The organism is Sphingomonas sp. FW306-1B-B10E, assembly GCF_058782005.1.
In genome coordinates this window covers 91388-105542 of the sequence record NZ_JBYSXG010000010.1, presented here as the reverse complement: position 1 = coordinate 105542, position 14155 = coordinate 91388, and the positions used below count along the sequence as shown (strand labels likewise).

The window sequence follows — 14155 nt, the reverse complement described above, 5'->3', positions numbered from 1 at the left end:
GTCCGCGGGCGGGATCTCTGCGAGACATCCCCCACCCCTGAAGGGGAGGGGCTTATATGACACCCCGCTTCTCCCCCCGTCGCCTCGCCGCGCTGGTGCGCAAGGAAGGCGCGCAGATCCTGCGCGACCCTTCCACCTTCCTCATCGCCTTCGTGCTGCCGATGATCCTGCTGTTCCTGTTCGGCTATGCGGTGTCGCTCGATTCCAGCCGGACGCGGATTGGGCTGGTGCTGCAGGATTCGAGCGCCCCTGCCCTTCGCCTCGCCCAGGCCTATCAGACCTCGCGCTATTTCGAGGTCAGGATGGCGCGAACGATCCAGCCGATGCGCGAGCAGATGGTCTCGGGTGATTTGCGCGCAATCATCGTCATCCCGCCCGATTTCGGTGAGGGGGTGAAGCGCGGGCGCACCCCTGCGATCCAGATCATTGCCGACGGATCGCAGCCCAACACCGCCAATTTCGCCGCGGCGTACGGCGAAGGCGTGCGCGCGCAATGGGCCGCGGCCGAGGGGCTGGAGCGCAACCCGGCCGCGCGCGAGCCGCCGGTCAGCCTGTCGGCGCGCTTCTGGTACAATCCCGAGCTCAAGAGCCGCTATTTCCTCGTCCCCGGATCGATCGCCAACGTGATGACGATGATCGGCACGCTGCTCACCGCACTCGTCGTCGCGCGCGAATGGGAGCGCGGGACGATGGAGGCGATGATGGCCACGCCGATCTCGATGGCCGAGTTCATCGCGAGCAAGGTGATCCCTTATTATCTCCTCGCGCTCGCCTCGATGGCGCTCTGCACCGTGATCGGCGTGTTCGTGTTCGGGGTGCCGTTCCGCGGCTCGGTATTCGCCTTGTTCGTCGTCGGATCGGCCTTCTTGATGCCCGCGCTCGGGCTCGGGCTGTTCATCTCCTCGGCGACCAAGAACCAGTTCGTCGCGAGCCAGATCGCCTTGCTCTCGGCCTTCCTGCCGACCTTCCTGCTCTCGGGCTTCATCTACGAGATCAGCTCGATGCCCTGGCCGATCCAGGCGCTGACTTATCTCGTGCCCGCGCGCTACCTGATACCCAGCCTCGAATCGGTGTTCCTCGCCGGCGACCAGTGGGTGCTATTGCTACCCAATATCATCTTCATGCTCGGCTTCGGCGCGGTGTTCTTCTTGCTATCGTTTCGCGTTACCCGTCGAAGCCTCGACTGATGCGCCGCCTCTATGCCATGATCGTCAAGGAGATGTGGGCGGTGCTGCGCGACCCCAAGTCGCGGATCGTGCTGTTCGTGCCGCCGCTGATGCAGCTCTTCATCTTCAGCTTCGCGACGACGCTCGACGTCAAGAATGTCGATATCGCGGTGCTCGACCGCAGCTCGGGCGCGCATTCGGCCGAGATCGTCAGCCGCATCGCCGGCAGTCCCAATTTCCGCAGGATCGTGCCGCTGCGCAGCCCGCACGAACTGCGCGACGCGATCGACAACCAGAAGGTGATCGCCGCGCTGGTGATCGACCAGGATTTCGACCGCAACCTCGCCGCGGGCAGGCCCGCGACCGTCGGCGTGGTGCTCGACGGGCGGCGCTCTAACGCCGCGCAGATCGTCAATGGCTATCTCAGCCAGATCGTCGGCAGCGTCGGCGCCGACCTCGTCGCGCGGCCGGGCTCGGAAACGCCGCCGGGCAGCGTGATCACCAACTGGTACAATCCATCGCTCGACTATATCTGGTTCACTTTGCCCTCGCTGGTGGCAATCATCACCTCGGTCGCCGGCCTAGCGATCACCTCGCAATCGGTGGCGCGCGAGCGCGAGCTCGGGACGTTCGACCAATTGATGGTCTCGCCCTTGCGCGTCCACGAGATTCTGATCGGCAAGATGGTCCCGCCCTTCATCATCGGGATGATCAACGGTAGCCTCTATTTGATTATCGCGCCGCTTGTCTTCGGCGTGCCGTTCACCGGCTCGCTGCTGCTCTTTTTCCTCAGCCTGGCGATGTACATGCTCGCACTCATCGGGCTCGGCATGCTCGTCTCGGCGCTGGCCAAGACCCAGCAGCAGGCGTTTCTCGGCGTGTTCCTGATCACCACTCCGCTGATCCTGCTCTCGGGCTATGCCAGCCCGATCGACAACATGCCCGGCTGGCTCCAGCTCGTGACCTATCTCGACCCCGCGCGCTATTTCCTCGTCATCGTCCAGGGCTTGTTTCTCAAGGCGATGCCCGCCGCCGCCGTGTTCCACCAGCTCTGGCCGCTCGCGCTGATCGCCTGCGCGACGCTTTCCGCGTCGGCCTGGCTGTTCCGCGCGCGCATGGAGTGACCTGATGCCCCGCCTCCCCCTGCTCGTCCTGTTTGCCTTGGCCGGCTGCACCGTCGGCCCCGATTACCAGCGTCCGGCGCCGACCGCCGCGACGCAGGCACCCTGGGTCGAGCCCGGCACACCCGGCGCGGTAGACCTCGCCTGGTGGGACAGCTTCGGCGACCCGCAGCTCTCCGCGCTGGTCAATCGCGCGCTGGCGAGCGCGCCCGATCTCAAGGAAGCCGAAGCGCGCCTCGCCGAAGCGCGCGCCAACCGCGACGCCGTGGCCGGCGGCCGGCTGCCGAGTCTCGAGGCAAAGGGCTCAGTCACCGAGAACCGGCTGAGCGAAAACGGCCAGCTGCCGATCGGCAACATCCCCGGCGTCGACCGCGAGTTCCGCCTGTTCGACCTCGGCTTCGATGCGAGCTGGGAATTGGATTTCTGGGGCCGCCGCACCCGCCAGACCGAAGCCGCCGACGCCCGCGCCGAGGCGGCGCTGTTCGGCCAGCGCGACGTGATGTTGACCCTGATCGGCGAAGTCGCGCGCAGCTATTTCGACCTCCGCGCAGCGCAGGCGGACGCGACCAACGCGCGGGCGCTCGCCGGCTCGGACGCCGAGCTTGCTAGGCTCACGCAATTGCGGTTCACCGCCGGCGAGGCCTCGCGTCTCGAGCGCGAGCGCGCAGACGCCGCGGCGCGGACCAGCGCTGCTGCGGTGCCCAGCGCCGAAGCCAGCGCAGTCGCGGCAGCGTACCGGATCGCGGCTTTGGTCGGCGCGGCGCCGGAGGAGGTCGCGCCCGAATTGCGCAGGCCCGCCCCCGTTCCCGTCAGCCCCGACGCGATCCTGGTGGGTGTCCGCTCCGAACTGCTCGAACGCCGCCCCGATATCCGCCGCGCCGAACGCGAGCTCGCCGCCGCCACCGCCGATGTGGGTGTCGCCACCGCCGACCTCTTCCCGCGCTTTAGCCTGTTCGGCAGCCTCGGCCAGCAGGCCCGTACCCCCGGCGACCTGTTGTCGGGCGACAGCACGCGGCTGCAGATCGGCCCGAGTTTCTCCTGGCCGATCTTCTCCGGCGGCACGATCCGCGCGCAGATCCGCGCCGCCGACGCCCGCGCGCAGGGTGCCGCGGCGCGCTACGAAAAAGCCGTGCTCGGCGCGCTCGCCGACAGCGAGGCGGCGATCAACCGCTTCCTCAACGCCCGCACCGCCGAAGTCGAAGCGAAAGCCGCGCTCGACCGCGAGCGCTCGGCCTATGCGCTCGCGGAGAAGCGCGCAGCCAGCGGCGAAGACGACCGGCTGACCCTGGCCCGCGCGCGCCAGTCGCTGCTCGGCGCCGAACGCCGCGCCGACCAGGCGCAGGCGGCGAAGGGCCAAGCCGCGGTCGCGCTGTACAAGGCGCTGGGCGGGGGTTGGCGATAACGCCAACAGCACTCTCCCCGTTCTCCCTGAGCTTGTCGAAGGGCCGTTCTTTCTTCTGAACCAGAGAAGAACGGTGCTTCGACAAGCTCAGGACGAACGGGTGTTTGTGCAGCCCTTACGGCATCAATCGTTTCCGCCCCTGCGACAGATGCCAGCGCATCGCCAGCGCCGCGGCGTCGGCGTCCTGCGCACGGATCGCCTCGACCACCATCTCATGCTCGCTGATCATCGCGCCGATCGCCTCGGGCGGCCTGGCGCGCGAGATGTCGACCCCGGCGCGCAGAATACGGTAGATTCCCTCCTTGAGATGATCGAACGCGGCGACGAAGGCAGGGTTGGCGGTCGCCTCGAAGATCGAGCGGTGAAGCACCCAATCCTCCTCATGCGCCGGGCCGTTCGAGTGCAGCGCCTCGCGCAAAGCCTCCATCGCGGCCTGGATCGCCTCCATCTGCTCGGGCGAGCGCCGCATCGCGGCGAGCCGGCACGCCTCGGCCTCGAGCACGAAGCGTACCTCATAGGTGCCGAGCGTCGCCGACAATTCGGCCATCGGCATATGCGCGCCGAGCCGCTCGGACGGCCGACGCATGACATAGGAGCCCGCGCCGCGCCGCGCCTCGGTGATCCCGTCGGCGGCGAGCCGGACCAAAGCTTCGCGCACCACCGTCCGCGACATGCCGAAGCGCTCGGCGAGCCGCGGCTCGGACGGCAGCCGGTCGCCGATCTGGAGATCGCCGGCGTTGATGATCTCGACGATCTGCGAATAGGCGCGATCGGCGAGCCGTCCCTCGCCATGCGCAATCCCATGTGCCACGCGGCCCCTCCCCCTTCTCGTCCGAAACTAGTCGCAAAGGGAGCACCCTGCCAACCCCGCGTAAGACATATTGGTTAGACAGATTATACGATTTTGGCAGGTGACAAGCCGATTGACGCGCTCGAACGGCGAGGCATACTCGAACCTGTCCAACCGATTCAGGACTCGGCCGAAGAGCCGGGCGATCGGAACAAGGGACGGATCTGGAGGGGTTATGGACGCGATGTGCGGCTCTGCCGCGGTGACTCTGCCGCCGATGAGTGCCTTTGCCGAAGTCTATGTCGACCGGCCCACCGCGCGCGGCGGACCGATGACAGCATTGTTCGGCCCGTTCGGCGACTGCGCGTTCGTGCTGGTCCGCCAGGGCGGCTATGGCGACGCCGAATGCTGGATCGAGAGCGCAACCGGCCGAGTCTCGTACGCCGACGTCGTCGAGGCCGATCGCGCCGGACTGATCCAGCGCGCTACCTGACCGGCTGAAGCGCCTGCGCCAGTGCCGCGGTCGCGTCGCCGGCGATCAGATGCACCGGCCGTCCGGCATCGTCGGGCACCAGCACCGCGAGGATCCCGCCGCGCGCCAGCGCCGAACGGTCGATCTTCGCGGGATCCGCCAGCTCGACGAGCAACCGCGTGCCCCGGGCGCGAACCGCGCGGATATTGCCTTCGCCGAGGGCACCCATAACGGCTGCAGCATCGAATGCACGCGTCGGCGTTGCCACCGGTGCAGGCGTCGGAGCAGCCGCGACCACGGGTGCTGCCGACACGGCGGCAGGCCCCGCGGCCATCGCCGCACGCACTTCGCCCGCGACTTGGTCGGCGATCGGGCCTAGCACCACCTGCAGCGCGCCATTGTCGAGCTTGAGCACGCCGCGCGCGCCCAGCGCCTTCAAGGCACTCTCGTCGATGGCGGCAAAGTCGGCGACGACGAGCCGCAGCCGCGTCGTGCATGCGTCGACGCTGCGCAGATTGCCGCTTCCGCCCAGCGCGGCGAGCACTGCCGCTCCGCGCTCACCCGCCGCCGCCTGCTGTGCCGCAGGGGTCACCTCCGCGTCGCGACCCGGGGTCTTCAAATCGAAGCGCCGGATGCACCAGCTGAACGTCGTGTAATAGATCCAGAAATAGGCAGCACCGACCGGCAGCAGCAGCAGCGGCTTGGTCGCGAGCCCGTAATTCAGCACATAGTCGATCAGCCCGGCCGAGAAGCCGAAGCCGAGCTTCACCCCCAGCGCGTCCATCAGCACCATCGCGATCCCGGTGAGCACCGCGTGCACGACGTAGAGCACAGGCGCCAGGAACATGAAGGTGAACTCGATCGGCTCGGTGACGCCGGTGAGGAACGACGTCAGCGCGAGGCTGAGCAGCAGCCCGCCCACTGCCTTGCGCCGCCCAGGCAGTGCGTTGCGATACATCGCCAGGCACGCCGCGGGCAGCCCGAACATCATCACCGGGAAGAAGCCCGCCATGAACGATCCGGCGGTCGGGTCGCCGGCAAAGAAGCGCTTGATGTCGCCGGTCGCGCCGTTGAAGTCGCCGAGGATGAACCAGGGCAAGTTGTTGAGGATGTGATGGAGCCCGGTCACCAGCAGCAGCCGGTTGAGCAGCCCGAACAGGAACAGTCCGGCCGGCCCGGCGCCGAGCACCCAGCCGCTCAGCGTGTCGATCCCCGCCTCGAACCAGGGGAAGCCGAGCCCGAACAGCACCGCGCCGATCAGCCCCGCCAGACCCGCGACGATCGGCACGAAACGGCGCCCGGCGAAGAAAGCGAGATAGTCGGGCAGCTTGATGTTCGAAAAGCGATTGTAGAGCACGCCCGCGGTGATCCCGGCCAGGATGCCGGCGGCGACGCTGAGCTTGCCGATCTCCTTGGCGCGCCACGCCGCCTGCTCGATCGCGGAGGCCGAGACGATCTCGGGCGGCAGGTGCAGCAGCACCTTGGCACCCTCGACCGCGACGAGATAGGCGACCACGCCGGCAAGCGACGCCGCGCCGTGATTCTCGCGCGCCAGGCCCACAGCGACGCCCGCGGCGAACAACAGCCCGAGATTGGAGAAGATCGCCTCGCCGGCAGCGGCGACGAACGGAATGCCGAGCAGGTCGGCCTGCCCCAGCCGGAGCAGTAGCGCCGCGATCGGCAGCACCGCGATCGGCAGCATCAGCGCGCGGCCGAGCGGCTGCGCCTTGGCGAGCAGGGTTGCGGGTCGGAAGGTCATGCCAGTGCCTCTCGGGCGAGTGCGCGCACGTCGGCGGGGGAGTCGGCGTCGCACGCCTTCTCCGCCAGCTTTACGCAGGCGTTGATGTCGAGCCGGCGGACCGCCGCCTTGAGCCCGGGGATCGCGGCGGGAGTCGCCGACAATTCGGTGATGCCGAGCCCGATCAGGATCGGCGCGGCGAGCGGATCGGAGGCGAGCCCGCCGCAGACGCCCGCCCAGCGGCCGGCCGTGCTGGCGCCCTTGCCCACCTCGCGGATCAGGCGGAGCACCGCCGGGTGCAGCGCGTCGATTCGCTGCGATACCGACGCGTTGCCGCGATCAGCCGCGAGCGTGTACTGGGTCAGATCGTTGGTCCCGATCGACAGGAAGTCGGCTTCGCGCGCGATCTGCCCGGCGAGCATAGCGGCGGCGGGCGTCTCGATCATCACCCCGAGCTGGACCGCTTCCGCCATGCCCAATTCGGCCTGCACTTCGGCGAGCAGCGCGCGGACAGGCCGGTAATCGCCGAGATCGGCAATCATCGGCAGCATGATCCGGCACTGGGCCGCGGGCACCCCGCGCAGGATCGCGCGCAGCTGAAGCCGCATCAGATCGGGCCGCGCCAGGCTCAACCGCACCCCGCGCAGGCCGAGCGCCGGATTTTCCTCATGGCCCATCGGCAGATAGGGCACCGGCTTGTCGCCACCAATGTCGAGCGTGCGGACGATCAGCGGCCGATCGCCGAGCGTCGCGGCGATCCGCGAATAGGTGTCGCGCTGCTCCTCCTCGTCGGGGGCGGTCTCGCGCTCGAGGAACAGGAATTCGGTCCGCAGCAGCCCGCAGCCCTCGGCCCCCGCCGCGACTGCCGCCGCCGCGTCGGTAACCGAGCCGAGATTGGCGAAGATCTCGATCCGCGTGCCGTCGGCCATGCGGCACGGCGCGTGCGCCTCGGCCGCGTCGCGTGCGCGGCGCTCGCGCGTAGCGGAAAGGCGCTCGCTTGCCTCCGCCAAGGCGTCGGGGCTCGGCTCGACCGCCAGGGTCGCGTCATCGGCGTCTAGGATCAGCGCGGTGCCGTCGGCGATCGCCAGCACGCCCTCGCCGGCCGCGACCAGCATCGGGATCCCCGCCGAGGCCGCAAGGATCGCGACATGCGACGTGGGGCCGCCCGCAGCGGTGCAGATGCCCGCAAGGTTGGCCGCGTCGAGCGCGAGAAATTGCGAGGGCAGCAGATCGTCCGCGATCAGGATCGTCCCCGAGGGCAGCGCAGGAACGCTTGCTCCGGCGGTGCCGAGCAAGGCCGCGATGACCTGGCGCTCGACATCCTTGAGATCAGCGACGCGCTCCATCAGCAATGCGTCGCCGGTCGCGCGGATCGTGCCCGACGCCTGCGCCGTCGCAGTCCGCCACGCGAATCCGGCACTGTGCCCGGCAGCGATCTGGGCGTTGGCAGCGCGGACCAGCTCGGGGTCGTCGAGCAGCGCGCGATGCGCCTCGGCGATTTCGGCGGCAGCGCCGCGCGCGCCGGTGAGCTGGCCGGTGACCTCGGCCAGCGCGGCGTCGAGCGCGGCCCGCTCCGCCGCCGGGCCTGCGCCGTTCTCGGGCACTTCCTGGTCGACGGCGCGCAGCTGCAGTGCCGCGCCGATCGCGAGCCCAGGCGACGCACAGACCGGCCCATGCGACCGCATCGCCGGCACCGCGGGCGCCGCGGCGGCTTCCTCGCCGAGCCCCGACAGGATCAGTTCGGCAACGGCATCCACTGCCGCGCGCGCATCGGCACCGGTGCCGGTCACCCGCACCTCAGTGTCACGGCCGATGCCGAGGCCGAGCAACGCCACCGTGCTGCGTGCATTGGCCTGCTTGTCGCCCGCCACCAGCGTGACGTCGGCGACGAAGGGCCGCAGCGAAGCGGCGATCCGCGCCGCTGGGCGCGCGTGAATGCCATGCGCCGCGGCGACGATCACCTCGCGCTCGAAGCTTTCCGTAGATGCCTCGCGACGAGCTTCGCGCGCGTCGGCAGGGGCGATCCGAGCAACGCTCGTGCCTGCCTCGACGACGCGATCGGTCGCCTCCAAGGTCAGGACATAGCCCTCGCTGGCGACTACCACCGGCGTGATCAGTGCCTTCGCCGCTTCCGCGACCGCGTCGAGATCGAATTCGATCAGGGGATCGCCTGCTGCGACGCGCTGACCGGCGGCCACCTTGGCAGCGAACCCCTTCCCGCCCAGCGCGACGGTCTCGAGACCGATATGGAGCAGCAGTTCGGCGCCGTTGTCGAGCCGCAGGGTCACCGCATGCGCGGTGGCGGGCACCGACAGCACTTCGGCCGCCGCGGGCGCGCGCAGCACGCCCTCGATCGGGTCGATCGCAAAGCCGTCGCCCATCATCCGCTCGGCGAACACGGGGTCGGGGACGGCCTCGAGCGGCGCGAGCCACCCGGCGAAAGGGGCGACCAGCTTCACTACGTCAATCATCAGATTACTCACGGAATCAATTCTACGGCGTCGACCGCCCAGATCGGCTCGACGCCCTTGGCAGTGTAACGGATGCACAGGGTCTCGCTGCCCGGCCGCGGCGCCAAGGTGCCCACGAGGCGGGTCAGGCCGGGATTGCCGACTGCAGGGGCGAGCGGCAGCACCGCAACCCGCGGACCCTCGCAGGTCCCGGCACGCACTTCGAACTCGCCTTCGGGAGTCGCCGGCGGCGCGAACTTGATGTTGTCGACATCCTTGCCGACCTGGAAGTTGAACGGGATCTGCCCGACGGTGATCGCGATCTGCTTCGCCTCGCCGACCGGCGCCTTCTCCCATTGCCAGCACGGATTGAACAGATCGGTGACGAATATCGCGCGCTTGCCCGTCGCCGGATAATCGTCCTCCAGCGCGAGCGGAACCCGGCTGGTGCAAGTCTTGAGCATTTCGTCGCTGCGCCAGCGCATGCGTTGCGCGGTGACGGTCTCCGCCAGCGCGCCCGGCAATGCCCGTCCGTTGTGGAACGCGACCGCATTGAGCTTGGCGGGGAATGTCACCGTCACCGGCCCGTGATAGACCGGCGATGCCGGGCCCACGGGACTGCCGTCGGTGGTGAAGCGCATCTCGAGCCCGGACTGGTTGGCGAGAGTCACCGTCGCGCGCTTGCTGCCGGGAACGTAGCTGTAAGTCGGTGTCACCGCGAATGCGCTGGAGGCGGGCCGCAGCCCGAGCGGCCGCATCCGGTCGAGCTGCGGGATCAGCCGGTCGACGAAAGCCCCGTAATCGCGCGGTGCCTTCGCGGCCCAGCCGACTTCGGCGATCGCCGAGGCACGCGGGAAGGTCATCCAGGTCGCACGATCCTCGGTGCGAACATGCTCGGTGAACAAATTCCCCTGAAGTCCGAGAATATGGTGCTGCTGCGCGGCCGGCACCGCGGCGGGGACGGGCTCGAAATTGTAGATCGTCCGTAGGTCCCGCACGTCGGGGCGGCCGGGCGGCTCGCTTTCCCCGGCACCCTGGCGGCGATCGAAATACAAGGTGGGCGACGGGGCGAGTACCGCGTCGTGCCCGGCCTTGGCCGCGGTGATCGCGCCGTCGGTCCCGCGCCAAGAGGTGATCGTCGCGTCCGCGGGCACGTCTTCGCCTTCGAGGATCTCGTCCCAGCCGATCAGCTTGCGTCCGCGCTTGGTCAAATATTCGCCGATGCGGTGCATGAACGCCGCCTGCAGCGCGGTCTCGTCCTTGATGCCGAGCGCCTTCATCTGCGCCTGGATCCTGGCCGATCCCTTCCATTGCTCCTTGGTCGCCTCGTCGCCGCCGACATGAATGTAGCGCGACGGGAACAGCGCCATCACTTCGTCGAGAACATTCTCCAGGAAAGTGAACGTGCTATCGTCGAAATTGTAGAGCCAGGGAAAGACCCCCCAATCGCTCTCGGTGCCCGGCGGAATCGGCACGCCGGTGCCGAGCTCGGGATAAGCGCGGATCGCCGCGAGCGCATGGCCCGGCATCTCGATCTCGGGGATGATCGTGACGTTGCGCTGCGCTGCGTAGGCAACGATCGCCTTGATCTCGCCCTGCGAATAGAAGCCGCCGACCTGCGGCAGCTGCGGCGCCCCCGCCGCGGTGGCGGGGTGGCGCCAGCCCGAGATTGCGGTGAGCTTGGGATATTTCTTGATCTCGATCCGCCAGCCCTGGTCGTCGACCAGATGCCAGTGGAGCGTGTTGAGCTTGTTGACCGCCATCCAGTCGATCAGCTGCCGAACATAGGCCGGCGACTGGAAGTGACGCGCGCTATCGAGCATCAGCCCGCGCCAGCCGAAGCGTGGACTGTCGTTGATCGTCACACTGGGAATGCGGTGCGCGGCGTCGCCCTGCGTCGCCAGCTGCCACAAGGTCACTGCGCCGTAGAGCAGCCCCGCATCGCTCGAAGCAGTGATCGTCGCGCCGCCGGGTCCGGTTTCGAGCCGATAGCCTTCCGCCGCGAAACCCGGCCGCCGCACGAACGAAACCGTCGGACCCCGCGCCTTTTTCGTAGTCTTCGACAGCCGTACGCGCTGGCTCGCCATCAGTTCGGTGAGCCGCGCCGCGGCGTTGCGCTCGCCCGCATCGCGCGCGACGACCGGCGTGCCCGAACGCAATACGAACCCTTCCCCATGCACCGCCATTGCGGCGGGCACGGGGAGCAGGTCGGGCTCCGCCGCTCCGGCTGGAGCGGCGGCAAGCAACAAGGCAATCAACATTCGCACATCATCATCATGCCTTGTCCCTCATCCGTCGGGAAGCGTCAGAACTTTACCCGGATGCCCGCATAAACGATCCGGCCATTGTCGTAGAGCGCGCGGAAGCGCGTCTGCGTGCCGGAATATTGGTAGATCTTGTTGTTGGTCAGGTTCACTGCATCGGCGGTGAGCGACAGGAAGTCGGTGACCTTGAGGTTCAACGAAGCGTCGAGCGACTCGGTCTTGCCCTGGTTGAGCGGCGAGGCGCGGTCGATGTTGATGAAGAACGCCGAGCGGTAATTGTACGATGCCCGCAGCGATAGCCAGTCATTCTCGAAATAGCCGGTCAGGTTGAGCGAGTGCTTCGAGTTGCCCGGGATCGGATCGCCGCTGTCCGACTTGGCGTCGGAATAGGTGTAGTTCACGATCGCGCCGAACGGTCCGAACAGGCGCCGCGACGCCTGCAGCTCGACACCAAAATTGCGCCCGCCCGCGCCGTTCGAGCGCCGGTTGATGTCGAACAGGCAGCTGTAGAGCTGCTGGCCGGCATTGACGACCGAGCAGCGCGACAGGTTCGGCGTCGTGGTCTGGACGGGGAACACCTCCTGCGTCGTCCGGTTGACGATGTAGCTGGCGATGTTCTTGTAATAGAGCGCGCCGGCGAAGATCGTCTCGCGATCGGGATACCATTCGAGGCTGAGGTTGTAGTCGTCCGATTCGTAGCGGTTGACGCTGGGATCGCCGCCGTCGCCGGTCAGCGTACCCGGATTGAGGCTGACGCGGGGGACGATGTCGGTATAGTCCGGCCGCGCGATCGAGCGCCCGGCGCCGAAGCGCAGGATCATCTCCGGGCTCAGATCGAACCAGACGTTCACCGCCGGCAGGAAGTCCGTGTAGCTGCGGCGCACTTCGATCGGCGCGAACGTGCCGAACGGATTGTCGACCGCCCCCGGCGTTCCGGCCGGAACGCCAAGCTGGTTGCCGCGCGACGTCTGTTCGGTGTGGATCACCCGCAGCCCGATATTGGCATGCAGGCCCTGCACCTCCGGTTCGCCGACCTTGATCATGGCGTAGCCGCCATAGGTCTTCTCGTTGATCGAATAGTTTTCCGGCGGATTGAGCACGCGCGCCCGATTGGCCTCGGGCTGCGAACCGAGGATCTGCTGGAGCTTGGCGGTGTCGATGTTGAAATAGTTGGTCAGCGTGCCCGGCAGCGCGATGTTGTCGAGGAAGTCGTCGGGCAGCGATCCGCCGGCGAAGTCCGACGATAGGCAGGCGCGCCCGCCGCAGCCGGTTGCCGCGAGCGGCACGAAGAAGCTGCCGTACGTCGTGGCGTAGAAATAGGCGTTACGATCATGGTCGGTGTACTTGCCGCCCACCTTGATCGACGAAATCGCACCGCCGATGGGCTGCTCGAAATCGGCGTAGGCGTACTTCTCCTTGTCCGAATTGCCGACCTGATGCAGCGAGGCGAAATCGAAGAAAAGGTTGTTCGGTGCCGTCGGATCGATGCCAGTGAAGGTCACCTGCGGTACCCGGCCGGTGATGTCGAAGGTGAAGGCGCCGGGAGCGCCGCCCTCGTAGAAAGGCTGGTCCTGAGTTTTGCCGCGCGCGCGAGTATAGCCGCCCTTCAGGTGCAGGACGCCGTCGCTGCCGGTGTGCCAGGTCAGGTCGAGGTCGGCCGAATAGGTCTCGGCGAACGCGTCACGGTAGATCGAGTCGTAGACGACCGCGCGGCCGCCCGGAACCGAAGTGACGGTGCCCTTGACGACGGTCGCGTCTTCCACCGTCGCATTGGTCAGCGTGCCGCCGCCGCCCAGCGCGTTGGCGGTCCAGGCGAGGTAGTTCTGGTTGAAGTTCGATGCGTTGAAGCGCGAATAGAGGCCGGTCGCGACGATCTCGAGGCTGTCGCTCGGCTTGAACTGCAGCTCGACATTGCCCCCATAGCGCTCGCGCTCCTGCTGGAACAGCGCCGAGCCGATCAGCGACGGGACCTGCGCGGTCTGGCCGCCGACGGTAACCGGCTGATAGCCGAGCACCTCTACACCGTCGCGGCGCAGTCGGCGCTTCTGATAGACCCCGCCGACGAGGACGCCGAACGTCCCGGCGTCGTTCTTCCAGCTGAGCAGCCCGGAGGCCTGCGGATCGAACTTGTCCGACCGCTCGGTATAGGCAGCCTGCACCGAGGCATTGAGCGACCAGCGCGGCAGATCGAGCGGGTGGCGGGTATGGACGTTGATCGTGCCGCCGATCCCGCCTTCCTCGACATCGGCCTGGGGCGATTTGTAGACGTCGAGCTGTCCGACGATCTCGGCCGGCAGCGTCAGGTAGTTGAACGAGCGCGTCGCGGCGAGCTGGTCGAGGATGAACCAGTCGGCGGTGGCGATCCCGTGCCCGTTGACCAGCGTCTTGGTGAGGTTCGGCGCAGTGCCACGCAGCGAAACGCGCTCGCCCTCCCCGAATTCGCGGTTGATCACGACGCCGGGAACGCGCTGCAGCGCCTCGGCGACGTTCTTGTCGGGGAATTTGCCGATATCCTCGGCGGAGATGATGTCGGCGATGACCGGCGACAGCCGCTTCGCGTCGATCGAGGCTTGCTGCGAGGCGCGGATGCCGGTGACGACGACGTCCTCACCCTCCTGCGTCTCGGCGGCGGTTGGCGTCTCATCAGCCGTTTGTGCGTGTGCGGCACTCGAGAACAGCGCCAGGGCGCTGACGGTGCCAATAAGCAGACCTCGAATCTCCATGTTTCATCCCCTTATGATCCCAGTAGTGG

9 protein-coding genes are annotated in these 14155 nt (G+C 67.8%); 4 read left to right on the top strand and 5 right to left on the bottom strand.

Annotated elements, in window-relative coordinates:
- Positions 1-56: 56 nt before the first annotated feature.
- The 3 genes from AC3WJI_RS06315 to AC3WJI_RS06305 are packed head-to-tail and all read left to right on the top strand — an operon-like array spanning position 57 to position 3689.
- Positions 57-1187 carry an ABC transporter permease gene (locus AC3WJI_RS06315; protein ID WP_492756402.1) on the top strand — a complete coding sequence of 377 codons (1131 nt, stop codon included), beginning with the start codon at positions 57-59 and terminating at the stop codon, positions 1185-1187.
- The gene (locus tag AC3WJI_RS06310) at positions 1187-2290 is read left to right on the top strand and encodes an ABC transporter permease (protein ID WP_492756401.1); all 1104 of its coding nucleotides are present in this window, start codon (positions 1187-1189) and stop codon (positions 2288-2290) included. The genes AC3WJI_RS06315 and AC3WJI_RS06310 overlap by 1 nt, the downstream gene beginning before the upstream one ends.
- 4 nt (positions 2291-2294) lie before the next feature.
- Positions 2295-3689 carry an efflux transporter outer membrane subunit gene (locus tag AC3WJI_RS06305; RefSeq protein ID WP_492756400.1) on the top strand — a complete coding sequence of 465 codons (1395 nt, stop codon included), beginning with the start codon at positions 2295-2297 and terminating at the stop codon, positions 3687-3689.
- A gap of 115 nt (positions 3690-3804) precedes the next feature.
- Here the strand turns inward: AC3WJI_RS06305 and AC3WJI_RS06300 are convergent, their stop codons facing one another.
- Positions 3805-4500 (bottom strand): FadR/GntR family transcriptional regulator, encoded by a 696-nt coding sequence (locus AC3WJI_RS06300; RefSeq protein ID WP_492756399.1) that lies wholly within the window; start codon positions 4498-4500, stop codon positions 3805-3807.
- Between the two features lie 214 nt (positions 4501-4714).
- Here AC3WJI_RS06300 and AC3WJI_RS06295 point away from each other — a divergent pair, with 214 nt between their 5' ends.
- Positions 4715-4972, top strand: coding sequence for a hypothetical protein (locus AC3WJI_RS06295; RefSeq protein WP_492756398.1), 258 nt, complete (start codon positions 4715-4717; stop codon positions 4970-4972).
- Here AC3WJI_RS06295 and nagE read toward each other — a convergent pair.
- From nagE to AC3WJI_RS06275, 4 genes are read right to left on the bottom strand one after another with little or no spacing between them, the layout of a single operon-like run.
- Positions 4965-6710, bottom strand: a complete 1746-nt coding sequence (nagE, locus tag AC3WJI_RS06290) for an N-acetylglucosamine-specific PTS transporter subunit IIBC (protein WP_492756397.1) — start codon at positions 6708-6710, stop codon at positions 4965-4967. The two genes, AC3WJI_RS06295 and nagE, sit on opposite strands and share 8 nt — an antisense overlap.
- Complete coding sequence (gene ptsP / locus AC3WJI_RS06285; RefSeq protein ID WP_492756396.1) at positions 6707-9160, bottom strand: phosphoenolpyruvate--protein phosphotransferase; 2454 nt, start codon at positions 9158-9160, stop codon at positions 6707-6709. The genes nagE and ptsP overlap by 4 nt, the downstream gene beginning before the upstream one ends.
- An 8-nt stretch (positions 9161-9168) precedes the next feature.
- Complete coding sequence (locus AC3WJI_RS06280; protein ID WP_492756395.1) at positions 9169-11400, bottom strand: beta-N-acetylhexosaminidase; 2232 nt, start codon at positions 11398-11400, stop codon at positions 9169-9171.
- 44 nt (positions 11401-11444) lie between these two features.
- Positions 11445-14126: a TonB-dependent receptor gene (locus AC3WJI_RS06275; protein WP_492756394.1), complete on the bottom strand. Its 2682-nt coding sequence runs from the start codon at positions 14124-14126 to the stop codon at positions 11445-11447.
- Between the last annotated feature and the right edge of the window lie 29 nt (positions 14127-14155).